Origin of the sequence: Pseudomonas sp. B21-047 (assembly GCF_024748775.1) — a bacterium.
GTDB lineage: Bacteria > Pseudomonadota > Gammaproteobacteria > Pseudomonadales > Pseudomonadaceae > Aquipseudomonas > Aquipseudomonas capeferrum.
The window spans coordinates 5,562,561-5,588,764 of the sequence record NZ_CP087169.1 but is presented as its reverse complement, the minus strand read 5'-3'; the positions used below and the strand labels follow the sequence as shown (position 1 = coordinate 5,588,764).

The following is a 26,204-nucleotide window of genomic DNA, read 5'->3' as shown; positions in this document are numbered from 1 at the left end:
CCTTAGGTCAAGAAATACTGCAGCAGGTCATTGAGGAACAACTGGCCGCGTGGCGTGGCTACCAGTCGATCCGGTTCGACCTGCAAAAGGCCCTTTTGTTCGGCAGCACGCCGTGCCTCGACCAGCTGTGCCAGCGGCAGGCCGGTGCGCTGGGTAAACAGTTCGGCTTCCACGCCATCGGTCAGGCGCAAGGCATTCATCAGGAATTCGAAGGGCAGCTCGTCGGCCGGCAGCAGCTTTTCACCTGCCTTGAACGGCTTGGCCAGGTTCAGGTAGTCCTTGGGCAGGCGGGTTTTCCAGGTGCGCAAGATGCGCCCGTCGGCGAAGGTCAGCTTGCCGTGGGCGCCGGCACCGATACCGATGAAATCACCAAAGCGCCAGTAGTTGAGGTTGTGCTTGGCTGCACGGCCTGGCTGGGCATAGGCGGAAACCTCGTACTGGCGGTAGCCGTGCTCGGCCATCAGCGCCTGCCCCGCTTCCTGGATGTCCCACAGGATGTCGTCTTCGGGCAGCTCGGGGGGCTGGTTCCAGAACACCGTGTTGGGCTCTACGGTCAGCTGGTACCAGGACAAGTGGGTTGGCCCCAGCTCGATGGCTTGGCGCAGGTCACCCAGGGCATCGTCCAGCGACTGCTCGGGCAGGCCGTGCATCAAGTCCATGTTGAAGTTGTCGAACCCTGCGGCGCGGGCCATGCCCGCAGCGCGGATCGCTTCGTCGCCATTGTGGATGCGCCCGAGCGCCTCGAGCTTGGCGGGCTGGAAGCTTTGCACGCCGATGGACAGGCGGTTGATGCCGGTTTGCCGGTACGCCTTGAATTTCTCCTGCTCGAACGTGCCTGGGTTGGCTTCCAGGGTGATTTCGATGTCTGGTGCGAACGGGATGCGTTGTTCAACACCGCGCAGCAGGCGGCCGAGGGCATTGGCGCTGAACAGGCTCGGCGTGCCGCCACCGAAGAAGATCGAGCTGATCGGGCGCCCCTGCACGGCCTCAAGCTCTTGATCGAGGTCGGTCAGCAGGGCGTCGACGTACGCCTCTTCAGGCAGCTCGGGGCCAGCCGCGTGGGAGTTGAAGTCGCAATAAGGGCACTTGCGCACGCACCACGGGATGTGGATGTACAACGCCAAGGGCGGCAGCACGGCGAAACCCGCCGCCCCCGTCGGGAACGGCTGGGTGGACAACGTTTCGATCATGCCAGGCCCAGGCGTTGACGCAGCAGGGCCATGGCGCGGGCGCGGTGGCTGAGCTGGTTCTTGTCGACCGGGGCGAGGTCCGCGCTCGAGCAATTGCGCTCCGGTACCCAGAACAGCGGGTCGTAGCCAAAGCCGTGCTCGCCGCTGGCTTCGAACATGATGCGCCCGTGCCACAGGCCTTCGCACAGGATCGGCAGTGGGTCGTCGGCGTGACGCACCAGCGCCAGCACGCAGACGAACTGCGCGCCACGCTCAGCCTCAGGCACCTCTTTCAAGGCCTCCAGCAGCTTGGCATTGTTCGCCGCATCACCCTTGCCATCGGCATAGCGTGCGGAGTAGATGCCCGGCGCACCACCCAGGTAGTCGACTGCCAGGCCCGAGTCGTCGGCCAGTGCCGGCAGGCCAGAGATGCGCGCGGCATTGCGTGCCTTGAGAATGGCGTTCTCGACGAACGACAGGCCGGTTTCCTCTGGCTCGACCTGGCTGAATTCGCCGATCGAGCGCAGCTGTACGGAGGCTCCGAGCATGGCCTGGAGTTCCTTGAGTTTGCCGGCATTGTGGCTGGCCAATACGAGTTGCTGGAAATTCATCATTCGCCTGGGAACACTTCCTGGTTGAAGCTGAGAGAGTTACTGATGCCGCCGGTTTCGACATTGAGGTCGAAGGTCACGGTTTCGGGCTGTTCGATCTTGAACTGGGCGATGTAGTACACCGCACCCTGTTCGTTGATCTGCTTGAAGGACAGCGGGCTACTGCGCCCGGTCAGGTCCTTCACCGTGCCGCTGACGACCGCCATGGCCGGCTTGTTGGCCTTGAGCACGGCAATGTTGAGCACGCCCTGGTTCTTGCTGCGCACCAGGCCCGTGGCCGCAGCCACCTCTGGTGTCAGCATGCTTGAGGTGAACGCGCTGTAGTGTACCGTCACGTCGCCAAACACTTCCTTGCGCTCGGGACGGGCGGCATCGGCAGCCAGTACGGGCAGGGCCAGGCACAGGCTGATCAGGAACAGGGTCAGGCGACGCATGGTGCGATTCCTCCAGTGGGCGTCAAACCGCGAGCTGGTGCTCCTGCAGGCCAGGGCTGCTGACGCGATAGATACCGATCTCACCTAGAAGATTAGGCCATAGCCGGCCGCCCCACCCATTACGGTGCAAGTGGTCGACGGCCAGGCGGTCAAGGACCTTGGCATGGCGCTCGTGGCACAGCTCTTCGAAGTCGGCGAAGGTGCAGAAGTGGATGTTCGGCGTGTTGTACCAGGTATACGGCATGAAGTCCGAAACCGGCATGCGGCCTTTGGTCGCCAGGTACCAACGGCAGCGCCAGTGGCCGAAGTTGGGGAAGGTGATGATGCATTGACGGCCCACGCGCAGCATCTCGTCGAGGATGCGGTCGGGGTACTCCACGGCCTGCAGGGCCTGGGTCATGATCACCACGTCGAAGCTGTTGCTGGCGAAGTTGCCCAGGCCCTGGTCCAGGTCCTGCTCGATGACGTTGACGCCCTTGGCCACGCACGCGGCGATGTTGTCGGGGTCGATCTCCAGGCCGTAACCGGTGACCTGCTTGCGGTCACGCAGCGAGGCCAGCAGTTCGCCACTGCCGCAGCCCAGGTCGAGTACCCGGCTGCCGGCGGGAATCCAGTCGTGGATGATTTCCAGATCGGCTCTCATGCTGTCCTCAGATGGCGATGCGGTTCATGTAGTTCGAGAAACCCTGCATGTAGCGAGGTGTGGGGATCAGGAAGGCATCGTGCCCGTAGGGCGAGTCGATCTCCAGGTAACAGACGTTCTTGCGTGCGGCCATCAGTGCGTCGACGATCTCGCGGGAACGGGCCGGCGAGAAGCGCCAGTCGGTGGTGAACGACATGATGCAGTAGTCTGCCGTGACGCCGGCGAGGGTGGCGGCAAGGTCGCCACCGTGGGCCGCCGCGGGGTCGAAGTAATCCAGCGCCTTGGTCATCAGCAGGTAGGTATTGGCGTCGAAACGGCCGGAAAACTCCTCGCCCTGATAGCGCAGGTAGCTTTCGACCTGGAACTCGACGCTGTGGAAGTCGTAGTTGAGCTTGTCGCTCTTGAGCTCACGGCCGAATTTTTCACCCATCGAATCATCGGACAGGTAGGTGATATGGCCCACCATGCGCGCCAACATCAACCCGCGCTTGGGGATCACGCCCTGGTCCTGGAACGAACCACCGTGGAATTCCGGGTCGGTGAGGATGGCCTGGCGGGCCACTTCGTTGAAGGCGATGTTCTGCGCCGACAGCTTGGGCGCCGAGGCGATATCCACGCAGTGCCGCACCCGGTCGGGGTAGGTGATGGTCCATTGCAGCGCCTGCATGCCACCGAGGCTTCCGCCCACGATCGCGGCCCACTGGCCAATGCCCAGGCGGTCGGCCAGGCGCACCTGGCTGTGCACCCAGTCTTCCACGGTCAGTACCGGGAAGTCGGCACCATAGGGCTTGCCGGTGGCCGGGTTGAGGCTGCTGGGGCCGGTGCTGCCATTGCAGCCGCCGAGGTTGTTCAGGCTGACCACGAAGAAACGGTTGGTGTCGATCGGCTTGCCGGGGCCGATGCAGCTGTCCCACCACCCTGGCTTGCGGTCGGTTTCGGCATGGTAGCCCGCGGCATGGTGGTGGCCGGACAAGGCATGGCAGATCAGCACGGCATTGCTCGCGCTGGCGTTCAGGGTGCCATAGGTCTCATAGACCAGCTCGTAGCTGGCTAGGGAGCGGCCACAGGCCAGTGCCAGCGGCTCTTCGAACCGGGCTGTTTGCGGTGTAACCAGACCGACGGAATCTTCGGGAAGGACAGTGGACATCGACCCTGCTCACGCTTGACGGAGGCGTAAGTCTAAAGAGCGCTACCCCCTGCGGCAAGCAATGGCTTGCCGCAGAAGGCGCCGATGGCCAAGGAGGGTGTCAGATCATCCGCCACAGCTCTTGCGGCATGCCCGCATAGGCGGCAAGCGGAGGCATGACGAACGACTGAATGACCTGAATGGCCAAGAAGGCGAAGATCGGCGAGATGTCCATGCCGCCCAGGTTTGGCACCAGGCGCCGGAACGGAGCCAGTACCGGTTCGCTGATCTGGTACGCAAGCTCCGCAGCCGGGTTGTGGCTGTTGGGTGCGACCCACGAGACGATCACCATGACGATCATCGCGACCCAGAAGATCTTCAGGAACAGCGAGGTGATGCCGATGATGGCCCACATCAACAGGTGCAGCACATCACCGAAGGTGCCATAGGTGACCATCAGCACGAAGGCCATCAGCAGCGCCTGAATGATCACCGCCAGCAGCAGGGACGAGGTGTCCAGGCCGCCGATGCTGGGGATGACGCGGCGGATCGGCTTGAGCAGCGGCTGGGTGGCGCGCACTGTGAACTGGCACAGCGGGTTGTAGAAGTTGGCCTTGACCAGTTGCAGCACGAAGCGCAACAGGACGATCACCAGGTACAGGCTGACCAGGGTTTGCACCACGAAAATCGCGGCGCCTGACAGTGCATTCATTTAGAGCTCCTTATTTGCCCAGTTGTTCGGCCAGCTCGGCGGACCGCGTCGCTGCGGCCTGCAGCGCCTGCTCGACGATGGCTTCGAAGCCGCTGGCCTGGAACGACTTGATCGCAGCTTCGGTGGTGCCGGCTGGCGAGGTGACGCGGCGGCGCAGTTCGGCAGCGTCTACATCGCTGGCAACGGCCATGCGCGCAGCGCCCAAAGCGGTCTGCAGGGTCAGCTGGGAGGCGGTTTCGCGGGGCAGGCCGAGTTTTTCGCCGGCGGCGGTCATGGCCTCGATCAACAGGAAGAAGTACGCCGGGCCGCTGCCGGAAACGGCGGTCACAGCGTCCAGTTGCTGCTCTTGATCAAGCCACAGGGCGGTGCCCACGGCAGACAGCAGTTGCTCGGCCTGCTGGCGTTGTGCCGTGCTGACTTGCTCGGTGGCATACAGGCCGCTGACGCCTTGGCGCAGCAACGCTGGCGTGTTGGGCATGCAGCGCACCACCGGGCGTGGGCCAACCCAGCTTTGCAAGCTGGCGCAGGTGATGCCGGCGGCGATGGAAACGATCAGTTGGCCTTCCTGCAGGTGGGCTTGCAGGGCCTGGCAGACGTCCTTCATGACCTGCGGCTTGACCGCCAGCACGATCACGTCGGCACCGGCGATTGCCTGGGCGTTGTCTTCGAAGGTTTCGATGCCGTGCTCGGCCTGGATGCGGGTGCGGGTCTCGGCGCCCGGGTCGCTGGCGCGGATCTGCGAAGCCTCCAGGCCCTGGGCACGCAGGCCGCCGATCAGGCTGGCGGCCATGTTGCCGGCGCCGATAAAGGCAATACGTGTCTTGCTCATGTCAGGTCCTTGTGGGAAAGAGTGAGTAAAGCATGGAATCAGACGGGCCCGTAATCGCGGGCGCCGAACAGGGCGGTGCCGATACGTACCCAGGTCGCTCCCTGGGCGATCGCCGCCTCCAGGTCGTGGCTCATGCCCATGGACAAGGTGTCCAGGCCAAGGTCCAGACCTTGCTGAAGCTCGCGCAGGGTGGCGAACGCCGCCTCCTGCACGGCACGCTCATCGCTAGGTTCAGGGATCGCCATCAGCCCACGCAGGCGCAGATTGGGCAGGCTGGCGACCGCCTTGGCCAATGCCGGAAGGTCGGCAGGGGCGCAGCCGGACTTGCTGTCTTCGCCACTGACATTCACCTGCAGGCAGATGTTCAGCGGCCCCAGTGCGGCAGGGCGCTGCTCCGAGAGGCGTTGGGCGATCTTCAGGCGGTCCACGGAATGCACCCAGTCGAAATGCTCGGCAATGGCTTTGGTCTTGTTCGACTGAATGGGGCCGATGAAGTGCCAGATCAAGGGCAGGTCGCCCAATGCCTGCTGCTTGGTCAGCGCTTCCTGCAGGTAGTTCTCGCCGACATCGCGCACGCCTGCGGCGTGGATTTCACGGATAGCGCTGGCGGGCTTGGTCTTGCTCACCGCCAGCAACTGGATGCTGGCCGGGTCCCGACCGGCGGCCTGTGCGGCGCTGGTGATGCGGGCGGCGAGGGCGGATAGGTTGTCTGCTATGGTGGACATGGATCGATGCCGGCGGCGATAGGGTCTGCGGCATTCTACCTGCTTGATCGCCTTTGGGGAGTCTCATGGATGTGACCGACCTGTTGGCCCGTGCCGTGGAAGCGGGGGCTTCGGACCTGCACCTGGCTGCAGGCCAGGTACCGATGCTGCGCCTTGATGGCGAGCTGCAACGCATGGACGCGCCGCCACTGCTGTCGGCGGCCCTGAGCGATGCGATGACACCCTTGCTGGCGGATGAGCAGTGCCAGCAATGGGCACAGGGTGATGAGCTGGACGTCGCGTTGCAACTGCCAGCGCTGGGCCGCTTTCGCCTGAACCTGTTTCGCCAGTTGAACGGCCTGGCGGCAACCTTTCGCGTGATCCCGAAACGCATAGCGACGCTCGATGAACTCGACCTGGGCGAAGTGTTTCTAGCTGTTGCGCAGTGTACCGATGGCCTGGTTCTGGTGGGCGGGCCAACCGGCAGCGGCAAGTCCAGCACCTTGGCGGCGCTGCTCGATCAACTCAACCGCGAACGGCCTGTGCATATCATCACGCTGGAAGACCCTATCGAAGTTATCCACAGCAGCCAGCGCAGCCTGGTCAATCAGCGCGAAATTGGCCGCCATTGTGGCGGCTTCGCTCAGGGGCTGCGCAGTGCGCTGCGACAGGACCCGGATGTGATCGTGATTGGTGAGTTGCGTGATCTGCAGACCATACGCCTGGCGTTGCGGGCGGCGGAGACGGGGCACCTGGTGCTGGCGACGGTGCACACCCGTTCGGCCATCAATAGCATCGACCGATTGGTCGAGGTCTTTGCTGCCGAGGAAAAGCCACTGGTGCGGGCGATGCTGGCCGAGTCGTTGCGGGTGGTGGTGGCGCAGGTGCTGGTCAAGCGCGTGGGCGGCGGCCGTGTGGCGGCGCGGGAAGTGCTGGTGGCCAACACGGCGGTGCGTAACTTGATCCGTGAGGGGCGGCTGGCGCAGTTGCAGTCGGTGATGCAGTCGGGAGCCGCGGCGGGCATGCGGACGATGGAGGCGGCGTTGCGTGAGCTGCACGCTAAAGGATTGACCGAAACCTTGTAGCGGCCTTGCGTCGCGAAAGGGCCGCAGCGCGGCCCCAGGTTTTCAGCTTCGCATCAAAGATCGCCGGGGCCGCGCTGCGGCCCTATCGCGACGCAAGGCCGCTCCTGCACATACACACAAAGCTTGATCAGCGCTTGGCCAACGCCAGTTGCTGCTCTTTCGGCAATACGCGCTTGGCCACGACATAGTGCTTCTGCCAGTAAGGCTTGCTCAGGTTGTCGATGCTCACCCGCTTGCCGCGGCGCGGGGCATGGATGAAGCGATCGTTGCCCAGGTAGATGGCAACGTGGTTCACCCGGCGGCTCTTGATGTTGAAGAAGATCAGATCACCCGGCTTGAGGTCGCCCTTGGCGACCTTAACGCCGTGGCCCTGGGCCATGGCATTAGACGTGCGCGGCAGGTCGACGTCGGCCACATCGTTGAAGGCGTATTTGACCAGCCCGCTGCAGTCGAAGCCCTTCTTCGGGCTGCTGCCGCCCCACACATAGGGCGTACCGAGCACATTGACCGCGCGGCTGAGCACATCGCTGCTCTGCTTCGGCGACATGGCAGCCACCGGCGCGCTGCGGCTGCTGGCGGCATTGTTCGGGCGCGCGCGCAGCGTGGTGTGCTTGGTCGGCGCGTGTTTCACCGAGGCATTGGTGGTATAGCCGGTGAAACCATTGGGAAGACGTTGCTCACGATTGGTGGCGTGGGCGGCCAGGGGTAATAATAGACAGAGGGTCAGCCATGTCTTGAGTAAAGGCGGCATAGATGAAGCTCTTTATGAATAGTTATGTGTTGGGCGCGCAACTTTATAACAGCTTTTTGATCATTTTTTGATCCGTTGGTCGATTGGCAGGGTGCCATACGTCGGCCAGCAACGAGAAAGTCACATTTTTTCTTAGAAAATTTTCGGATAACCCACGAGGGCTATGAATGAACAGTTATCAACAGAGTGAACCGCTTCACGACACCCACAGCAAGGTCATCGGTTACCTGTTGTGGATTTTTGGCTTCACCGGCTCGCACCGCTTCTACTATGGCAAGCCGATCACCGGGACCCTTTGGTTCTTCACCTTGGGCCTGCTGGGCATCGGTTGGCTGATCGACCTGTTCCTGATTCCCGCGATGGACCGCGAGGCTGACTTGCGCTTCCGGGCCGGCCGAATCGACTACAACATCGCCTGGATTCTGCTGACGTTCCTGGGCATCTTCGGCGTGCATCGCCTGTACCAAGGTAAATGGGTCACCGCGATCATCTACTTCTTTACCGGTGGCCTGTTCCTGGTCGGCGTGCTGTACGACTTCTGGACCCTGAACAGCCAGATCTCCGAAGCCAACAGCGACCGGCGCTGAGGGTACGAAAAAAGGGTAAGAAAAAGGCCTTGGCGCATCACTGCGGCAAGGCCTTCTGGTTACTGGCGGGTCTGGCGCTGTTGCAACAGCAGGTTGCTGAAGCCAGCGCCGGCAAGCTGCTTCTGCGCCCCGGTCAGCTGTTCACGATTGCTGAACGGCCCGACCAGCACGCGGTACCAGGTCTCGTCCTTGACCGTGCCCGACTCCACCTTCACCGACTGGCCCAGCAGAATGATCTGCGCGCGGACCTTGTCGGCGTCAGCCTGCTTGCGGAACGAGCCGGCCTGCAGGAAGAACTGGGTGGTCGCCGCTGGCTTGATCACCGGCGGTGCCGGGGGTGGCGTCTGGCCCAGCAGTGCAGCCTGGGCCCGCGCCGTGTCGATCTTCGCCGCTTCCGCCGGGGTAACCGGGGTCACCGGCTGGGCCGGTACCGGTGGGGTTTTCTCGGGTACCGCTTCCGGCGGCACGATGACTTCGGACTCCGGCAGCAGGGTGTAGAAGTCGTACTTCGGCTTCACCGGCTGCTGCGGGGCGGTCGCTGGGGTCTTGCTGGCTTCGGCGGCCTTTTCCGGTTTTTGCTGCTCCGGCTTGGTGCGCGTAATGTCACCGCCACCCGGTTCCAGCTTCATCAGAAAGACGATAAACGCGCCTACGGTCAGCCCGACCGCCAGCCATACCCAGCCGGGAATCGGCTGCTTGGCCGGCGCCTGTTGGCGGCTGGCGCCGCGCTTTGGAGCAGGTTTTTTCTTGGCAGCCAACTTACATGCGCTCCAGGGTTTCCAGGCCGAGCAGTTCCAGACCTTGCTTGAGGGTGCGACCGGTCAGTGCGGCCAGGCGCAGGCGGCTTTGTTGCTGCTCTGGGGTGTCGGCAGCGAGGATCGGGCAGTTCTCGTAGAAGCTCGAGAACAGGCCCGCCAGGTCGTACAGGTAGCTGCACAGCACGTGCGGAGTGCCCTTGTCGGCCACGCTGTTGAGCACTTCGCCAAACTGCGCCAGGCGCGCGGCAAGGTCCTGTTCCTTCTCGGCCTGCAGCACGATCTGGCCATCGACCTCGTCGAAGCCCTTGCCCAGCTTGCGGAACACGCCCGCCACGCGGGTGTAGGCATACAGCAGGTAAGGCGCGGTATTGCCTTCGAAGTTGAGCATCAGCTCGAAGTTGAAGCTGTAGTCGCTGGTCCGGTGCTTGGACAGGTCGGCGTACTTGACCGCGCCGATGCCGACCACTTCACCGATGTGGCGCAGTTCGTCTTCGGACAGGCTCGGGTTCTTCTCCTTGACCAGGGCGTAGGCACGCTCCTTGGCCTCGGTGAGCAGGTCGATCAGCTTCACGGTGCCGCCGTCGCGGGTCTTGAACGGGCGGCCATCGGCGCCGTTCATGGTGCCGAAGCCCATGTGCTCCATCTGCATCGGGTGGCCGACGAAGCCGGCGCGGCGCGCCACTTCGAACACCTGGTTGAAGTGCAGGGCCTGGCGCTGGTCGACAAAGTACAGGGCGCGGTCGGCCTTGAGCACATTGCTGCGGTAACGCACCGCCGCCAGGTCAGTGGTGGCGTACAGGTAGCCACCGTCGGCCTTCTGCACGATCACCGGCAGGGGCTCGCCTTCGCTGTTCTTGAATTCTTCGAGGAACACGCACTGCGCGCCCTGGTCCTCGACCAGCAGGCCCTTGGCCTTGAGGTCGGCGACCACGTTGGCCAGGTCGTCGTTGTAGGCGCTTTCGCCCATGACGTCGGCCATGGTCAGTTTGACGTTGAGCAGCTCGTAGGTTTTCTGGCAGTGGGACAGCGAAATGTCCTTGAAGCGGGTCCACAGCGCCAGGCACTCAGGGTCACCGGCCTGCAGCTTGACCACCAGGCCACGGGCACGGGTGGCGAATTCTTCGGATTCATCGAAGCGCTTCTTCGCCGCACGATAGAAGTTCTCCAGGTCCGACAGCTCGTCGCTGGTGATCGGGTTTTCCTGCAGGTAGGCCATCAGCATGCCGAACTGGGTACCCCAGTCGCCCACGTGGTTCTGGCGCACGACCTGGTCGCCAAGGAACTCCAGTACCCGTGCGACGCTGTCGCCGATGATGGTCGAGCGCAGGTGGCCGACGTGCATCTCCTTGGCCAGGTTGGGTGCCGACATGTCGATCACCACCTTCTCGCTGGCACCGGCCTTGCGCACACCCAGGTGGTCGTCGGCCAGGGCGGCGTCCAGGCGGTTGGCCAGGGCACTGGTGTTCTGGAAGAAGTTCAGGAAGCCCGGGCCGGCGATCTCGACCTTGCTGATGTCGTCACTGGCCGGCAGCGCGGTGATCAGCTTTTCTGCCAGGTCGCGTGGCTTCATGCCGGCCGGTTTGGCCAGCATCATCGCGATGTTGCTGGCGAAATCGCCGTGGGTCTTGTCCCGGGCGTTTTCCACCTGGATCGCCGGCGACAGCCCTTCAGGCAGCACACCGTCGGTGACGAGTTGGGTGAGGGCTTGCTGGATCAGCTGGCGAATGGTGTCTTTCATGGGGTTCTCTTTTCGACCGCAAGCGCGGTGGAGCGCTTCGATGCGCAGGTGGAAAAACTGGGCATTATCCGTTGCCGAGAGCGGGTTGCCAACCTTTGCCAAGGTTCGGGCTGTCAGTAAAGGTCTACCGGGTCCACATCCAGGGACCAGCGAACCTGCCGGCCGCTCGGCATCTGCTCCAACACTAGCAACCAGGCACTGATCAGTCGATGCAGAGGTGCCCGGGTATTGGCCTGTATCAACAGTTGGGCGCGGAAGCGGCCTGCTCGGCGCTCCATCGGAGCCGGTACGGGGCCCAACAGTTCAATACCTGGGAGCTGCTGTTCGGCCACCAGGCGCTCTGCCGCGCTGCAGGCTTCGTCGAGAAAACCCTCGGCCTGGCCCGGTTTGTGCGCCTCGGCGCGCAGCAGGGCGAGGTGCGAAAAGGGCGGCAGGCCGGCCGCGCGGCGCTCGTCCAGGGCCTGTTCGGCGAAGGCGAAATAGCCTTGTTCGGTCAGCTGTACCAGCAACGGGTGGTCGGCCAGATGGGTCTGGATGATGACCTTGCCGGGCTCTTCTGCACGCCCGGCGCGCCCGGCCACCTGCACGATCAATTGCGCCATGCGCTCGCTGGCGCGGAAATCGCCCGAGAACAGCCCGCCGTCGGCGTCAAGGATGGCCACCAGGGTCACCCGTGGGAAGTGGTGCCCCTTGGCGAGCATCTGGGTGCCCACCAGGATGCTCGGCTGGCCGCGCTGGATCGTGCCGAACAGGTTGTGCATGGCGTCTTTGCGCGCCGTGCTGTCACGGTCTACGCGCAGGATCGGGTAGTCCGGGAACAGCACCTTGAGGCGCTCTTCGGCCCGTTCGGTGCCCGCGCCCACCGGGCGCAGGTCGACGTGGTTGCACTGTGGGCACTGGTGCGGCAGGCGTTCGTCATAGCCGCAGTGGTGGCAGCGCAGCACGCCGGAACGTTGGTGCACGGTCATGCGTGCATCGCAGCGAGGGCATTCGGACAACCAGCCGCAATCGTGGCACAGCAACGTCGGGGCAAAGCCGCGGCGGTTGAGGAACACCAGCACTTGCTGGCCCGCTTCCAGGGTTTGGCGGATGGCCTGCTGTAACGGGCCGCTGATGCCGCTGTCCAGTGGCAGGCTTTTCACATCCAGGCGCAGCATGCGCGGCGGGCGGGCGCCGCCGGCGCGGTGGTTCATGCATAGCAAGGTGTAACGGCCGGTCTGGGCGTTGTGCAGGGTCTCCAGCGAAGGCGTGGCCGAGCCGAGCAGGATCGGGATGTTCTCCTGGTGGGCGCGCACCAAGGCCAGGTCGCGGGCGTGGTAGCGCAGGCCTTCCTGCTGCTTATAAGAGCCGTCGTGTTCTTCGTCGATGATGATCAGGCCGGGGTTTTTCATCGGCGTGAACAGCGCCGAGCGGGTACCGATGATGATGTCTGCCTCGCCATCGCGGGCGGCCAGCCAGGCATCCAAGCGTTCGCGGTCGCCGACGGCCGAGTGCAACAAGGCAATGCGGGCGTTGAAGCGCTGCTCGAAGCGCGCGAGGGTCTGCGGGCCCAGGTTGATTTCCGGGATCAGTACCAGTGCCTGCTTGCCGGCCTCGAGTGTTTCGCGGATCAGCTGCAGGTAGACCTCGGTCTTGCCGCTGCCGGTCACCCCGGCCAGAAGGAAGGCATTGAAACTGCCGAACCCCGTGCATACCGCGTCGAAGGCGTTGCGCTGTTCTTCATTGAGCGGCAGTTCGGGCTGCGCCAGCCAGTGCTCGTGGCGCGGGGTCGGCAAGTGGCGGCGAACTTCGACCGTGACCAGTTCCTTGGCCAGCAGCAGGTCGAGGCTGTCCTTGTTCAGGTTGAGCTTGCCCAGAAGGCTGTGCGCCACGCCGTGTGGATGCTGCGCCAGGGTCTTCAGCGCATCGCGCTGGCGTGGGGCGCGGGCGATACGCGGGTCATCGTGGCGGGCATCAGCGGCCACATGCCAGAACCGCTCCTGGCGCATCTCTGCCGGTTCACCCTGGCGCAGCAAGGTCGGCAACGCCCAGTTCAGGGTGTCGCCCAGGCTGTGCTGGTAGTACTGGGCGGTCCATAAGCACAGCTTGAACAAGGCGGGTGGCAGCGGCGACACCGGGTCCAGCAGTGCGGTGGCCGGTTTGAGCTTGTCGGCGGGCACTTCGCTCTGGTCGCACACTTCCACCAGCACCCCGATCATCTCGCGGCGCCCGAAGGGCACGCGAATGCGCATGCCGGGCGTGAGGGGCTGGCGCGCCATGCTCGCCGGCGCCCTGTAGTCGAAAAGGCGACGCAGCGGGGAGGGCAGGGCAAGGCGCAGGATGACATCGGACACGCGGAAGGTCTCGCAAGGGCGTTTCAAAGACTGGCGAGCCTAGCAGACGACAGTCGGTGCAAGCGACAACTTGCGCTGAGGCTGGGCTCTGGTATTATTCGCCGCCTAATTACGTGCGGTATTCAACAATTGGTGTTGGGTGGCGGCACGCAGCTCGAGGAAGTGACCATGAAAGCAAATATTCATCCGAACTACGAAGTAGTTGCAGTCACCTGCAGCTGCGGCAACAAGTTTGAAAGCCGTTCGACCCTGGGTAGCACCCTGGCGATCGACGTTTGCAACCTGTGCCACCCGTTCTACACCGGTAAGCAGAAAGTCCTGGACACCGGTGGTCGCGTACAGAAGTTTGCCGATCGCTTCGGCATGTTCGGTGCCAAGAAGTAATAATGCGCATGGCGAATCCCTCGGGTTTCGCGCTGTTGCAAAAAAAAAGCGCCCCTTGTGGGCGCTTTTTTTGTGGCCGCGATCTGGCATTTGCCGGCCCTGGCGTTCTGCCCGCTGCCGGCCAACCCGCAGCCCGTGGTGGTGCGGCAGGTGGTGGATGGCGATACCTTGCGCCTGACCGATGGCCGCAGTGTACGCATGATCGGCATCAATGCCCCGGAGATCGGGCGCAAGGGGCGTACCAGCGAGCCCTATGCCGAGGCCGCCAAGCGGCGCCTGCAGGCCTTGGTCAAGGCCAGCGACGGGCGTGTCGGGCTGGTGCCGGGTGCCGAGGCCAAAGACAAATACGGCCGCACGCTGGCACATATCTACGGCCGCAATGGCAACAATCTTGAAGCACAGCTGCTCAGCGAGGGGCTTGGCTACCGCGTCGCCGTTGCCCCCAATGTGCGCTTGGTGGGTTGCCAGCAACTGGCCGAGCAAGTCGCGCGCAAGGCGGGTATCGGCCTGTGGCGCAGTTCGCCGGTGGCGCGCGCGAGGGATGTCCGGCAGTCCGGCTTCGCTGTCATCGGTGGCCGCATTCAAGGTGTCGAGCGTAATCGCGGCGGCGTCTGGCTGACGCTGGATTCCACCGTGGTGCTGCAGGTTCCCGCTCGTCTGCAACGCAACTTCCCGCCCAGCTTCTTCGATAACCTCAAAGGACGCCAGGTCGAGGCACGTGGCTGGGTGCTGGATCGTTCCCGCAAGGGCGGCCTGCAGCCTGGGCAGCGACGCTGGGTGCTGCCATTGACCGATCCGAGCATGTTGGAACGCATTTCAGGCTGAAAAGATGTAGACATTTCGCTATTGGATTGTACACACTGTCAGTCTTATGCCCCGTGGGTTATAGCGTAAAGTCGTAGGCTAAAGGCCTTGACACAAGTGACCGACCAGTCTTGTGACTCCCCGGCTCTTTGCGTATCCTCGGCGGTCCGTCAGAACAGTAAATAGCGGAATGCCCACCATGTCAGACCTGAAAACCGCCGCTCTCGAATACCACGCTCAACCTCGTCCGGGGAAACTGAGCGTCGAGCTCTCCAAGCCCACCGCCACCGCCCGCGACCTCGCCCTGGCTTACAGCCCAGGTGTTGCCGAACCCGTGCGCGAAATCGGCCGTGATCCAGAGCTGGCCTACAAGTACACCGGCAAGGGCAACCTGGTTGCGGTGATCTCTGATGGTACCGCCATCCTCGGTCTGGGTGACCTGGGCCCACTGGCCTCGAAGCCGGTCATGGAAGGCAAGGGTGTTCTGTTCAAGCGTTTCGCCGGTATCGATGTGTTCGACATCGAAGTCGAGTCGGAGAGCCCGCAGGCCTTCATCGACACCGTTCGCCGCATTTCGATCACTTTTGGTGGCATCAACCTCGAAGACATCAAGGCACCCGAGTGCTTCGAAATCGAGCGCACCCTGATCGAACAGTGCGACATCCCGGTCTTCCACGATGACCAGCACGGCACCGCGATCGTTACCGCCGCCGGCATGATCAACGCCCTGGAAATCGCCGGCAAGAAGCTGGAAGAAGCCAAGATCGTCTGCCTGGGTGCCGGCGCTGCCGCCATCTCGTGCATGAAGCTGCTGGTCAGCATGGGTGCCAAGGTCGAAAACATCTACATGATCGACCGCAGCGGCGTGATTCACGCTGGCCGCGACGACCTGAACCAGTACAAGGCGCAGTTCGCCCACGCAACCGACAAGCGCACCCTGGCTGACGCCCTGAACGGTGCCGACGTGTTCGTTGGCCTGTCCGGCCCGAACCTGCTGAGCGCAGAAGGCCTGAAGTCGATGGCGGCCAACCCGATCGTGTTCGCCTGCTCGAACCCCGATCCGGAAATCTCGCCAGAGCTGGCTCACGCCACCCGCAACGATGTGATCATGGCCACCGGTCGTTCCGACTACCCGAACCAGGTCAACAACGTACTGGGCTTCCCGTTCATCTTCCGTGGTGCCCTGGACGTTCGCGCCAAGCGCATCAACGAAGAAATGAAGATCGCCGCCGCCATCGCCCTGAAAGACCTGGCCAAGCTGCCGGTGCCGAAGGAAGTCTGCGAAGCCTACGGCGTCGAAGGCCTGGAGTTCGGCCGTGAGTACATCATTCCGAAGCCTCTGGATGCCCGTCTGATCACCGTCGTTTCCGATGCCGTTGCCAAGGCAGCCATCGAATCCGGCGTGGCGACCCTGCCGTATCCGAAGCACTACCCGCTGAACAGCGTGGATGAAGTGTTCAACGGCTGATTCTGGTCGTAGCCACACAAGAAAGCCCCGGCTCGTGAGAGTCGGGGCTTTTTTTGTCTTGGAGGCGTAGGGGCAGTGGGATTCGTCACCACACTTTTGTCGGCTGCGAAATTGGGCGCCGCGCGGGCGGCGCTCGATTTACGCGCCCACTCAAACCTCAAGACAGCACTGCGCTTTTAGAACAGATCCATCGGCGCCGCTTCATCTGCCGGCAGCGGGCTGCCCGGTGCCGCACCGTTGCCCAGCTCATCCACCGACGGCGGCGAGTCTTCAGCCTTGAACAGCTCGAAATAGGCGTTGGGCGTGCTCGGCGAGGCGGCGCGACCGCTGACCGGGTCAACCCGCAGGCTGAGGATGCCTTCCGGCTCCGCAGGGGCGTGGTTGGGCTTGTCCTTGAGCGCGGCGCCCATGAAGCTCATCCAGATCGGCAGTGCCGCTGTACCACCGTATTCGCGACGGCCCAGGGTTTCGGGTTGGTCGAAACCGACCCATACCGTGGTCACGTAATCGGCGTTGTAGCCGGAGAACCAGGCATCCTTGGACTCGTTGGTAGTGCCGGTCTTGCCCGCCAGGTCGGTGCGGCCCAGGGCCAGTGCACGGCGGCCGGTGCCGCGTTTGATCACGTCCTGCAGCATGCTGGTGAGGATGTAGCTGGTGCGCCCGTCGATGATCTGCTCAGCCACTGCCGGCACTTGTGGCGCCGGTGTGACCTGGCCAAAGGCGGCTGGCGCCTCGCCCGGCATCGCTACGGTGCTAATCGGCTGTTCAGGCGCGGCAAGGCCAGCCTGGTCCTCGGCACCTTGAGGTACACGGGCCGGGTTGGCGGTGAACAGTGTCTCGCCGTTGCGGCTCTCGATGCGATCGATCAGGTAGGGGGTGATCTTGTAGCCGCCGTTGGCAAAAGTGCTCCAGCCAGTGGCGATCTCCATCGGGGTCAGGGTAGCCGTACCCAGTGCCAGCGACAGGTTGCGGGGCAGGTCCTGCTTGTTGAAGCCGAACTTGGCGATGTAGTCGATGGTGCGGTCCACGCCCATTGCCTGCAGCAGGCGGATCGATACCAGGTTGCGCGACTTGTACAGCGCCTCGCGCATGCGGATCGGGCCGAGGAAGGTGTTGGTGTCGTTCTTCGGTCGCCAGACCTTGTCCAGGTACTCGTCGACGAACACGATCGGCGCATCGTTGACCAGGCTGGCGGCGGTGTAGCCACTGTCCAGTGCCGCGCTATAGATGAAAGGCTTGAAGCTCGAACCGGGTTGGCGCTTGGCCTGCATGGCGCGGTTGTAGTTGCTCTGCTCGAACGAGAAACCGCCGACCAGGGCGCGGATGGCGCCGTTGTAAGGGTCGAGGGTGACCAGCGCGCTCTGTGCGCCCGGCACCTGGCTGAACTTGAGCGTGCCGTCATCCAGGCGTTGCAGGCGCACCAGGTCGCCGACCTGTGCAACATCTGCCGGGCTCTGCGGTGTGCGGCCCTGGGAGTTGCTATTGAGGAACGGGCGCGCCCACTTCATGGTGTCCCAGGCGACGGTTTCTTCTTGGCCGCTACGGGTCAGCACCGTAAGCCCGGCCTTGTCGACCTGGGTGACGATGGCCGGCTCAAGGCCGCCCAGGGTGCGCTGCTTGCCCAGCTCCAGCAGCCAGGCTGCGTGGGTCTTGCCCGGGAAGCGCGCATCGGGGCCGCGGTAGCCGTGGCGTTCGTCGTAGTCGGAAAGGCCGCCGAGAATGGCTTTGTTGGCCATCTCCTGCATGTCGCTCGGCACGGTCGTGGTGACACGGAAGCCTTCGGTGTAGGCATCGCTGCCATAGCGGCCGACCATCTCGGCGCGGGCCATTTCAGCGATGTACGGGGCGTTCACCTCGGGGGTCGGCACGTGGTAGCTGGCGTTGAGCGGTTCGGCCAGGGCGGTCTGGTAGCTGGCCTGGTCAATCTTGCCGAGCTTGTACATGCGGCCCAGGATCCAGTCGCGGCGCTCTTTGGCGCGCACCGGGTTGGCCAGCGGGTTGAAGCGCGAAGGAGCCTTGGGCAGGCCGGCGATCATTGCCATCTGCGCCAGGCTCACGTCGCGGATCGACTTGCCGTAGTAGACCTGTGCGGCCGCATCGATGCCGTACGCCCGGTTGCCCAGGTAGATCTTGTTCACGTACAGCTCGAGGATTTCGTCCTTGGTCAGCTCACGTTCGATCTGCAGGGCCAGGAGGATTTCGTTGGTCTTGCGCGAGAAGCTGCGTTCGCTGGTCAGGAAGAAGTTCTTCGCCACCTGCATGGTGATGGTGCTGCCACCGGTCTGGATATGACCGGTTTTGACCAACTGAGTGGCCGCGCGCATCAGGCTGCTGGGGTCGACGCCATAGTGATTGAGGAAGTTGTCGTCCTCGGCTGACAGAAGCGCCTGGATAAATTGTGGGGGGATTTCCGCGAAGCGGATCGGCGAGCGGCGCATTTCGCCGAACTCGGCAATCAGCTTGCCGTCGCTGCTGTACACCCTGAGGGGGATCTGCAACTGGATGCTTCTGAGTGACTCGACCGAGGGCAGGCTAGGGCTAAGATACAGAAACGCACCGCTCACACCGAGTACGAGCGCGCTAATGACTGCGACGGAAGACCACCAGAAGAACTTCAGCAGACGTATCAAGGCTTTTGGGCGTCCAGGTTGATAAGTGAATTGCGTACGGGTCCGGCGGACCAAAAACGCTGGGCATTATAAGCATTTTTTCGCCTCGCCGGGTGACCGGCCAGGCGGCCCGTCGATCCGTTCGGCCGTGCAGGCCTAGTGTTGACGCGGGTTTGCGGCATACAGCAAAGGAGCAGTGATGCTTGGACGTTTCGGCATGGATGCCGGTTCATTGATGGGGGTGGAAATTGCCCCCGACTCGGTTCGGGTTGTGCAGCTGCGGCGGCGCAATGGGCGTTGCCAGGTCGCGGCCTGGGCGCACGAACCGTATGAGCCCTACAGTGGCGGTGACTGGGCAAGCGACCCTGTGCGCGTGGTAGGTGCCTTGCAGCGTGCCTGCAGGCGCAGCGGCATTCGGCAGCGGCGGGCTGCGCTAGCGCTGCCGGCAAATCAGGTGATCTGCAAGCCTTGCCAGTTACCGGCAGGCCAGAGTGAGGCGGACATGGAAGCGCAGTTGCTGGCCGATGCCGATCGCCTGTTTCCCTTTGCGCTGGAGGATCTGGCCTTGGACTTTCAGGTGCTTGGCCCTTCCAAGGATCAGGCCGGCTGCCTGGATGTGATGGTGGCTGCCTGTCGCCAGCGCTCATTGGAGCCGATTGAAGCCCTGCTTGATGCCGCCGGGCTGCAGCTGGAGGTGATGGAAGTCGACAGCGTCGCGTTGCAGCGAATGTTGCCGCAGAGCGAGCTTGCGGGCTCGGCCTTGTTACGCCTGGAGGCGCAAGGTGCGACGTTGCATTGCTGGCAACAGGGCGTGCCAGCGCAGCGCCGCGAGTTGCACCTCGGGCAAATGCCTGCCCAATTGCATGCGCATTTGGCGGGCGAAGCCCAGCTGAAGTGCTTGCTGGTCGTCAGCAGCTCGGTGATCGAGCAGGGGTGGCTTGAAGGCCTGAGTGAAGCGGTGAACCTGCCCTGTCGGCAACTGCCGCTGCGTGCGGGGCTGGCGCCGGAAGACGGGGGCATGCTGCTGGCATGCGCCTTGGCCTCAGGGGGCATGCGCCCATGATGCGTCTGAACCTATTACCTTGGCGCGAGCGGCAGCGCCGCTCGATGCTTCGGCGCTTCCAGTGGATGTTGCTTGGCAGTGCAATCCTGGCGCTTTGTTGCGTGATGCTGATTGACCAACTGGCACGCCAGCGCGCCCAGCAGCAAGCGACGAGCAATGCCAGCCACCAGTCTGCGCTGGCGCTGCTGGGCAAGCAGCTGGAGCAGCACACCGACGTGCGTGCCGACCACGATGCCACCCAGGCGCAGGTTGCGGCCCTGGCCCGCCTGAGGGCCGATCAGGGGGTGCTGCCTGCCTTGCTCGCAGATGTGGAGGCCGCGTTGCCCGCAGGCTTGCAGCTCACTGAGCTAACGCTTGCGCACGGCCGTTTGCACGTCACCGGTGTGGCCGCATCCGGCGCCGTGGTGGCCCAGTTCATGCGCGACCTCGAACGCTCCGAAGTGTTGCAAGGCCTGGCACTCAAGCATGTGAAGCACCTGCCTTCGGGTGACGAGTTCGTCCTGACTGCGCGCGTGTCGGCGTTCTGGTCGTGAGTGCAGCGTGGTGGATGCGTTGGCAAGCAAGGGTCGAGCGGTCCCGCCGCTTCCGGTGGGGCGCTTCGTTCCTGCTGGGTGTGCTGGTGTTGGCGCTAGGGTGTGCAGTCCGCCTGCCGGAGCTACGGCAGGCTCAAGCGCAGGTAACTGCGCAGCATAAGCAGTTGAATGAGGCACATGCGGCCAAGGCGGCGCAGGTAGTTGAGCTGGCGCGCGCAGAGGGTTCTCTGGCTGCCGCGCGGCAGGCATTGCAGCTCGCCCGATGGCAACTTTCGGCAGGGCAGCGCATGAGTGACTTGCTCGATGCCCTGGCGGCCTCGGGGCATGAATATGGCCTGTTGTTCGAGCGGCTAGACATACATGACGAAGTGAGTCAGGCCGATTACCGAACCACCCCCCTGGATGTGCACGTGGTGGGGCGCTACACGGCGTTGCGCCTTTGGCTGGACGACTGGCTGGGCCAGGCGCGGCTGCTGCGCGTCGAAGACATGAGCCTGCATCAAGCCGAGGGGCGGCCTACCGTGTTGCGCTTGCGCCTGAGGGTTCATGCCTACCATGCCGATGCGGCGCCTCCGGCGCCCGCGTCACTGGCGGATTTGCCCGCCAGGGCAGCGGCCATGCCGCCTTTGCTCGACCCGTTCGCCTCTGGTGCGGCGCGAATGCCGCCCGGCGAACTGGGCGGCGTGCCCTTGGCACAGTTGGAAATGGTCGGCAGCCTGGCACGTGGCACAGCGCATGAAGCCCTGCTGCTGTCCGCAGGGCGGCTGTATCGCGTGCGCCCAGGTGATCGGCTGGGGCGCGATGAAGGTGTTGTGGTGCGTGTCGACGAGCGGCAGGTCGAAGTGCGCGAACGTTGGTTCATGGCCAGTGCCTGGCAAGAACGCACCGCGATACTCACGCTCCGAAAAGCCCTGGACAAGGAGGTCCCGGACCCGCATGAAGAAGCTCTGGAAATGGATGGTGGCGTGGGTCTTGGCGATCCCGCTAGCGTCGGCAACGCCCTACCGGGGTGAGCCGCTGTCGCTGAACTTTCAGGATGTGCAGGTGCGCGCGGTGTTGCAGGTGCTGGCGGACTACGCCGGTGTGAACCTGGTCGCCAGCGACGCGGTGCAGGGCAATATCACCCTGCGGCTTCAGGATGTGCCCTGGGACCAGGCGCTTGATCTGGTGCTGCGTAGCAAGGGCCTGGCCCGTCGCGAAGAGGGTAATGTGCTGCTGGTGGCGCCTGCGGCCGAGCTTGCCGGGCAGTCGCTCGACGCCCGCATGGGCCAGGTGCTGGATGCCCAGTTGCAACCCCTGCAGCGTGAGCTGATGCCGATCCATCACGCCGAAGCTTCAGCGCTCGCGCAACTGCTGCTGGCGACACTGGCGGACGACGGCATCCTGACCGGGCGAGGCAGTTTGAGCGTCGATGTGCGCACCAACACCCTGGTGGCCTACCAACCCGCCGATCGCCTTGACGAGCTGCGCCAACTGGTGGCGCAGCTGGATGTGCCGGTGCGCCAGGTGGCGATCGAGGCGCGTATTGTCGAGGCCAGCGTCGATTACGAAAAGAGCCTGGGGGTGCGTTGGGGTGGGCCTTTGTACGGTGACCGCGTGCGGCCAGGCAAGGAGCTGTTCGTCGACCTTGGCGTGGAGCGTGCCGGCTCCAGTGTGGGCCTGGGTGTGCTGCGCGGGGGCATCTTGCTCGACCTTGAACTCAGTGCCATGGAGAAGAGCGGCAATGGCGAAATCATCTCGCAGCCGAAGGTGGTCACGGCCGACAAGGAAACCGCCAGGATCCTCAAGGGCACTGAAGTGCCCTACCAGGAAACCAGCAAGAGCGGCGCCACTTCGGTGTCGTTTCGCGAGGCTTCGCTGTCGCTCGAAGTCACCCCGCAAATCACCCCGGACAACAAGGTCATCATGACCGTCAGGGTAACCAAGGACGAGCCTGATTACGTCAATGCCTTGAACAACGTACCGCCGATCCGCAAGAACGAGGTCAATGCCAAGGTTCGCGTGGCCGACGGCGAGACGATCGTGATCGGTGGTGTCTACTCGACCACGCAAAACAATGTGGTCGACAAGGTGCCATTTTTCGGCGATCTGCCGTATGTTGGGCGGCTGTTTCGACGCGATGTATTACAAGAGAAAAAATCCGAGCTGCTGGTCTTCCTGACTCCGCGTATCATGAGTGACCAGGCGATTGCTGTGAGTCGTTGATTCTGTGCGAAATTTGATACTTGTGGGGCCCATGGGCGCTGGTAAAAGCACCATTGGACGCCTCTTGGCCAAAGAGCTGCGCCTGCTGTTCAAGGATTCCGACAAGGAAATCGAACTGCGATGCGGCGCCAACATCCCGTGGATCTTCGACAAGGAAGGCGAGCCGGGCTTCCGTGACCGTGAGCAGGCGATGATCGCCGAGCTCTGCGCGCTCGACGGTGTGGTGCTGGCCACCGGTGGCGGCGCGGTCATGCGTGATGCCAACCGTCAGGCGTTGTACCAGGGTGGCCGGGTCATCTACCTGCATGCCTCGGTGGAGCAGCAGGTCGGTCGTACCGCACGCGATCGCAATCGCCCGCTGTTGCGCACCGCCAACCCGGAAGCGACCCTTCGCGCCCTGCTCGAAGCCCGCGATCCGCTTTACCGCGAAATTGCCGACCTGGTCGTTGAAACCGATGAGCGGCCACCGCGCATGGTGGTGATCGATATTCTCGAGCGCTTGCAGCAGTTGCCGCCCCGATAAGCCGGGACTATTCTCGGCCACCAGCGCCGAGGCGAGGTTCAACTTACCGCGTGCGTCGCCCAAACGGCGCCGCACCCAAGTACATTGTGGGGATACATGCAGACACTAAAGGTCGACCTGGGCGAGCGTAGCTACCCGATCTACATTGGCGAAGGCCTGCTGGACCAGCCTGAGCTGCTGGCGCCGCATATTGCCGGGCGGCAGGTCGCCATCGTTTCCAATGAAACCGTCGCGCCTCTGTACCTCGAACGCCTGGCCAAGACCCTGGGTGCGTATTCAGTGTTGCCCGTGGTGTTGCCGGATGGCGAAGCCTACAAGAACTGGGAAACGCTGCAGCTGATCTTCGATGGCTTGCTCACCGCGCGACACGACCGCCGCACCACGGTGGTAGCCCTCGGTGGCGGCGTGATCGGCGACATGGCCGGCTTTGCCGCAGCCTGTTACCAGCGCGGTGTCGATTTCATCCAGGTGCCGACTACCCTGTTGTCCCAGGTCGATTCCTCGGTCGGTGGCAAGACCGGCATCAACCACCCGTTGGGCAAGAACATGGTCGGTGCCTTCTACCAGCCCAACGCAGTGCTGATCGATACCACCAGCCTCAAGACCCTGCCAGCGCGTGAACTGTCCGCAGGCCTGGCCGAAGTGATCAAGTACGGTCTGATCTGCGACAAGCCTTTCCTCGGTTGGCTCGAGGACAATATGAATGCCCTGCGTGCCCTGGATTCTGCGGCCCTGACCGAAGCCATCAGCCGCTCCTGCGCGGCCAAGGCTGCCGTGGTCGGCGCCGACGAGCGTGAATCGGGCGTGCGGGCGACCCTGAACCTTGGGCATACCTTTGGGCACGCCATCGAAACCCACATGGGCTACGGTGTCTGGCTGCATGGCGAAGCCGTGTCGGCGGGCACGGTGATGGCCCTGGAAATGTCCATGCGCCTTGGCTGGATCGATCAGGCCGAGCGTGATCGCGCAATCCGCCTGTTGCAGGACGCAGGTTTGCCGGTGGTGCCACCACAGGAAATGACCCCGGCGCATTTCATGGAGCATATGGCGGTCGACAAGAAGGTGCTCGACGGTCGTCTGCGTCTGGTGCTGTTGCGCCAGATGGGCGAGGCCGTGATCACCGACGACTATCCGAAAGAGATTCTTCAGGCCACGCTGTCGGCGGATTACCGCGCGATCGTGGCCCAGCTTTGAGGTTGTGACAGCGCAATGACCAGTTTGCATGCCGATGAGGCCTTTCTCGACCATTACCAGTTGAGCCACGATCCGTTCGCGCCCCGCGTGCCCGGTTTCAAGTTCTTCCCTGCCCAGCGCAAGCCGGTGCTGGGCCAGTTGCACCACCTGGCGCGTTACAGCCAGTTGATGCTGGTTGTCACCGGCCCCCTGGGCAGCGGCAAGACCCTGCTGCGCCAGGCCCTGGTGGCCAGCACCAACAAGCAGTCGGTGCAAAGCGTGGTGGTTTCCGCCCGTGGCGCCAGCGATGCGGCCAGTGTGCTTGGCCAGGTCGCGCAGTCGCTGGAAGTCGCCCAGCCTGAGGTCCAGGCTATCTTGTCCAAGGTGGTGCAACTGGCGCTGACCGGGCAGGAAGTGTATTTGCTGGTGGATGATGCGGAACAACTCGACGAGTCGGCACTCCAAGCGTTGCTGGAACTGGCAGCGGGTGTTCCGGAAGGGCGCCCGCACGTGTTCCTGTTCGGCGAATCGTCGCTGATTGCCGGGTTGGATGAGCTCAGCATCGAGGAAGAACGTTTCCACGTCATCGAACTCGCCCCCTACAGCGAAGAAGAGACCCGCGAGTACCTGGAGCAGCGTCTGGATGGCGCCGGCCGGGGCATCGAGGTGTTCACCCGTGAACAGATCGTCGATATCCATGAGCACTCCGACGGTTGGCCTGGCACTATCAACCAGGTTGCCCGTGACACTTTGATCGAAGCCATGATCGCCAGCCGTTCGACGGCCAAGCGACCATCCATGGGGTTGAAAATGCCTAAGAAACACGTGCTCGCGCTGTCCGCTGTGGTCGTGGTCGCCGTTGCTGCTGCGGTTCTCATGCCCAAGAAAGGCGACAAGGCACCTGCCGAGGTGCCGGCCGCCCAGGCTCAGTTGCCCCTCGGTGAAGGCCAGCCAGGTGCTGCCCAGGCCAATAATGGCAACCCGGCCATCGAATTCTCCGGCTCGTCCCAGCCGATGCCACTGCCGTTGGTAGGTCAGTCGCAACCGGTGATGCGCGAGCCACTGGCCCAGGCCGCTGGCATGGGTGATGGCGAAGAAGGCAGCCCGGCGGGCAATACCGCACTGCAGCCTGGCAACCCGCCGACCGTGACCACCATCGCGCCACCGCAAGGTGTGCCGGCTGGCCCGGCCCCGGTACCCGCGCAGCCAATCGCCAGTGCCCCGGTTCAGCCGGTTGCGCCTGCGCCAAAACCCGTTGCAACCCAGCCTGCTAAACCGGTTGCACCCGCCAAGCCTGCCCCGGCGCCGACCCAGGTCGCTAGTGCCAAGCCGGCCGCCAAACCTGCCGAAAAACCAGTCGCCAGTGGCAGCGCCGGTGGGGGTTGGTATGCAGGCCAGAAACCGGGCAATTATGTGGTGCAGATCCTCGGTACCAGCTCTGAAGCCTCGGCCCAGGCGTTCGTCAAGGCCCAGGGTGGCGACTATCGCTACTTCAAGAAAAACCTGCAGGGCAAGCCGCTGTACGTCGTAACTTACGGCAGCTTCGCCAACCGCGACGCAGCGGTTGCGGCAATCAAGAACTTGCCAGCGAAGGTCCAGGCTGGTAAACCTTGGCCACGTACCGTCGCCAGCGTCCAACAAGAGCTGGCCTCGGCCCGCTGATACCTGCCGGGCGGCAACACCCCGCCGCCCAGTTGCTGAGCGAACCCTGACTTTTCGTCTAGCCTGCTGCGCCTGAGCGCGGCAGGCTTTTCTGTCCCAGACTGCCGGCCACAAGCCTCTCTTGCAGTCATGGCTGAAACGCTTCAGACTCCAGCCAAGCCGTTATCACGGCGCATGGCGCAAAAACATTCAAAATCGCGACATAAATTTTCAATGGTGAGACATGAAAATTTGTGGGCATCGCTGTCGCTGTGCAACAATGGTTTTCCATGGCCACCGCAAAAAAGCTGGCATTTGATC

General features: G+C 63.5%; 24 protein-coding genes and 1 pseudogene. 12 read left to right on the top strand and 13 right to left on the bottom strand.

From position 1 onward, the window contains the following. Positions 1 to 2: 2 nt before the first annotated feature. From hemW to LOY26_RS25195, 8 genes are all read right to left on the bottom strand, one after another. Positions 3 to 1,190 (bottom strand): radical SAM family heme chaperone HemW, encoded by a 1,188-nt coding sequence (hemW, locus tag LOY26_RS25230; protein ID WP_186652931.1) that lies wholly within the window; start codon positions 1,188 to 1,190, stop codon positions 3 to 5. Continuing rightward, entirely contained in the window at positions 1,187 to 1,783 is a 597-nt protein-coding gene (gene rdgB, locus LOY26_RS25225; protein WP_033702026.1) for an RdgB/HAM1 family non-canonical purine NTP pyrophosphatase, read from the bottom strand. The genes hemW and rdgB overlap by 4 nt, the downstream gene beginning before the upstream one ends. Next, positions 1,780 to 2,214, bottom strand: coding sequence for a DUF4426 domain-containing protein (locus LOY26_RS25220; protein ID WP_033702024.1), 435 nt, complete (start codon positions 2,212 to 2,214; stop codon positions 1,780 to 1,782). The genes rdgB and LOY26_RS25220 overlap by 4 nt, the downstream gene beginning before the upstream one ends. 22 nt (positions 2,215 to 2,236) lie before the next feature. Beyond that, positions 2,237 to 2,857 carry a methionine biosynthesis protein MetW gene (metW, locus tag LOY26_RS25215; protein ID WP_033702023.1) on the bottom strand — a complete coding sequence of 207 codons (621 nt, stop codon included), beginning with the start codon at positions 2,855 to 2,857 and terminating at the stop codon, positions 2,237 to 2,239. 7 nt (positions 2,858 to 2,864) lie between these two features. Further along, entirely contained in the window at positions 2,865 to 4,004 is a 1,140-nt protein-coding gene (locus LOY26_RS25210) for a homoserine O-acetyltransferase (protein ID WP_033702022.1), read from the bottom strand. A gap of 100 nt (positions 4,005 to 4,104) precedes the next feature. After that, positions 4,105 to 4,695, bottom strand: coding sequence for a YggT family protein (locus LOY26_RS25205; protein WP_033702021.1), 591 nt, complete (start codon positions 4,693 to 4,695; stop codon positions 4,105 to 4,107). A 10-nt stretch (positions 4,696 to 4,705) separates the two neighbouring features. Beyond that, the gene (proC, locus tag LOY26_RS25200) at positions 4,706 to 5,524 is read right to left on the bottom strand and encodes a pyrroline-5-carboxylate reductase (protein ID WP_033702020.1); all 819 of its coding nucleotides are present in this window, start codon (positions 5,522 to 5,524) and stop codon (positions 4,706 to 4,708) included. Positions 5,525 to 5,562: 38 nt separating this feature from the next. Next, positions 5,563 to 6,249, bottom strand: coding sequence for a YggS family pyridoxal phosphate-dependent enzyme (locus LOY26_RS25195; RefSeq protein WP_258714220.1), 687 nt, complete (start codon positions 6,247 to 6,249; stop codon positions 5,563 to 5,565). Positions 6,250 to 6,314: 65 nt separating this feature from the next. Between LOY26_RS25195 and LOY26_RS25190 the strand changes: the two genes are divergently transcribed. Next, positions 6,315 to 7,313, top strand: a complete 999-nt coding sequence (locus LOY26_RS25190) for a type IV pilus twitching motility protein PilT (RefSeq protein ID WP_047582189.1) — start codon at positions 6,315 to 6,317, stop codon at positions 7,311 to 7,313. A 127-nt stretch (positions 7,314 to 7,440) separates the two neighbouring features. Here the strand turns inward: LOY26_RS25190 and LOY26_RS25185 are convergent, their stop codons facing one another. Beyond that, positions 7,441 to 8,064, bottom strand: a complete 624-nt coding sequence (locus LOY26_RS25185) for a C40 family peptidase (protein ID WP_186652928.1) — start codon at positions 8,062 to 8,064, stop codon at positions 7,441 to 7,443. Positions 8,065 to 8,231: 167 nt separating this feature from the next. Here LOY26_RS25185 and LOY26_RS25180 point away from each other — a divergent pair, with 167 nt between their 5' ends. Next, positions 8,232 to 8,651 (top strand): TM2 domain-containing protein, encoded by a 420-nt coding sequence (locus tag LOY26_RS25180; RefSeq protein ID WP_033702015.1) that lies wholly within the window; start codon positions 8,232 to 8,234, stop codon positions 8,649 to 8,651. A gap of 59 nt (positions 8,652 to 8,710) precedes the next feature. On the opposite strand, the gene LOY26_RS25175 is transcribed toward LOY26_RS25180, so the two are convergent. The 3 genes from LOY26_RS25175 to LOY26_RS25165 form a co-directional block, all read right to left on the bottom strand. Then, the gene (locus LOY26_RS25175; RefSeq protein WP_033702014.1) at positions 8,711 to 9,409 is read right to left on the bottom strand and encodes an SPOR domain-containing protein; all 699 of its coding nucleotides are present in this window, start codon (positions 9,407 to 9,409) and stop codon (positions 8,711 to 8,713) included. A 1-nt stretch (position 9,410) separates the two neighbouring features. Then, positions 9,411 to 11,147 carry an arginine--tRNA ligase gene (gene argS / locus LOY26_RS25170; RefSeq protein WP_186652927.1) on the bottom strand — a complete coding sequence of 579 codons (1,737 nt, stop codon included), beginning with the start codon at positions 11,145 to 11,147 and terminating at the stop codon, positions 9,411 to 9,413. 113 nt (positions 11,148 to 11,260) lie between these two features. Beyond that, positions 11,261 to 13,480 carry a primosomal protein N' gene (locus LOY26_RS25165; protein ID WP_258714219.1) on the bottom strand — a complete coding sequence of 740 codons (2,220 nt, stop codon included), beginning with the start codon at positions 13,478 to 13,480 and terminating at the stop codon, positions 11,261 to 11,263. A 168-nt stretch (positions 13,481 to 13,648) separates the two neighbouring features. Here LOY26_RS25165 and rpmE point away from each other — a divergent pair, with 168 nt between their 5' ends. The 3 genes and pseudogenes from rpmE (at position 13,649) to LOY26_RS25150 (ending at position 16,136) form a co-directional block, all read left to right on the top strand. Next, entirely contained in the window at positions 13,649 to 13,864 is a 216-nt protein-coding gene (rpmE, locus tag LOY26_RS25160; protein ID WP_033702012.1) for a 50S ribosomal protein L31, read from the top strand. Between the two features lie 2 nt (positions 13,865 to 13,866). Further along, positions 13,867 to 14,689: pseudogene (locus LOY26_RS25155) on the top strand (thermonuclease family protein). 178 nt (positions 14,690 to 14,867) lie between these two features. Next, on the top strand, positions 14,868 to 16,136 hold the full coding sequence (locus tag LOY26_RS25150; RefSeq protein WP_027592351.1) for a malic enzyme-like NAD(P)-binding protein: 1,269 nt from the start codon (positions 14,868 to 14,870) through the stop codon (positions 16,134 to 16,136). 176 nt (positions 16,137 to 16,312) lie between these two features. On the opposite strand, the gene LOY26_RS25145 is transcribed toward LOY26_RS25150, so the two are convergent. Further along, positions 16,313 to 18,763, bottom strand: a complete 2,451-nt coding sequence (locus LOY26_RS25145) for a penicillin-binding protein 1A (protein ID WP_371856397.1) — start codon at positions 18,761 to 18,763, stop codon at positions 16,313 to 16,315. 181 nt (positions 18,764 to 18,944) lie between these two features. Between LOY26_RS25145 and pilM the strand changes: the two genes are divergently transcribed. From pilM to LOY26_RS25110, 7 genes are all read left to right on the top strand, one after another. After that, a complete protein-coding gene (gene pilM, locus LOY26_RS25140) occupies positions 18,945 to 19,808 on the top strand; it encodes a type IV pilus biogenesis protein PilM (RefSeq protein ID WP_186652920.1) in 864 nt (287 codons plus the stop codon). After that, positions 19,805 to 20,341: a PilN domain-containing protein gene (locus LOY26_RS25135; protein WP_186652918.1), complete on the top strand. Its 537-nt coding sequence runs from the start codon at positions 19,805 to 19,807 to the stop codon at positions 20,339 to 20,341. The genes pilM and LOY26_RS25135 overlap by 4 nt, the downstream gene beginning before the upstream one ends. A 14-nt stretch (positions 20,342 to 20,355) precedes the next feature. After that, a complete protein-coding gene (locus LOY26_RS25130; RefSeq protein ID WP_186652916.1) occupies positions 20,356 to 21,354 on the top strand; it encodes a pilus assembly protein PilP in 999 nt (332 codons plus the stop codon). After that, complete coding sequence (locus tag LOY26_RS25125) at positions 21,278 to 22,546, top strand: type IV pilus secretin PilQ (protein WP_258714217.1); 1,269 nt, start codon at positions 21,278 to 21,280, stop codon at positions 22,544 to 22,546. Before LOY26_RS25130 ends, LOY26_RS25125 begins: the two co-directional genes overlap by 77 nt. A gap of 4 nt (positions 22,547 to 22,550) precedes the next feature. Then, the gene (gene aroK / locus LOY26_RS25120) at positions 22,551 to 23,069 is read left to right on the top strand and encodes a shikimate kinase AroK (protein ID WP_033702005.1); all 519 of its coding nucleotides are present in this window, start codon (positions 22,551 to 22,553) and stop codon (positions 23,067 to 23,069) included. Between the two features lie 96 nt (positions 23,070 to 23,165). Beyond that, positions 23,166 to 24,263, top strand: coding sequence for a 3-dehydroquinate synthase (aroB, locus tag LOY26_RS25115; RefSeq protein WP_047582202.1), 1,098 nt, complete (start codon positions 23,166 to 23,168; stop codon positions 24,261 to 24,263). Between the two features lie 15 nt (positions 24,264 to 24,278). Beyond that, positions 24,279 to 25,904 (top strand): SPOR domain-containing protein, encoded by a 1,626-nt coding sequence (locus LOY26_RS25110; RefSeq protein WP_033702003.1) that lies wholly within the window; start codon positions 24,279 to 24,281, stop codon positions 25,902 to 25,904. Positions 25,905 to 26,204: the final 300 nt, after the last annotated feature.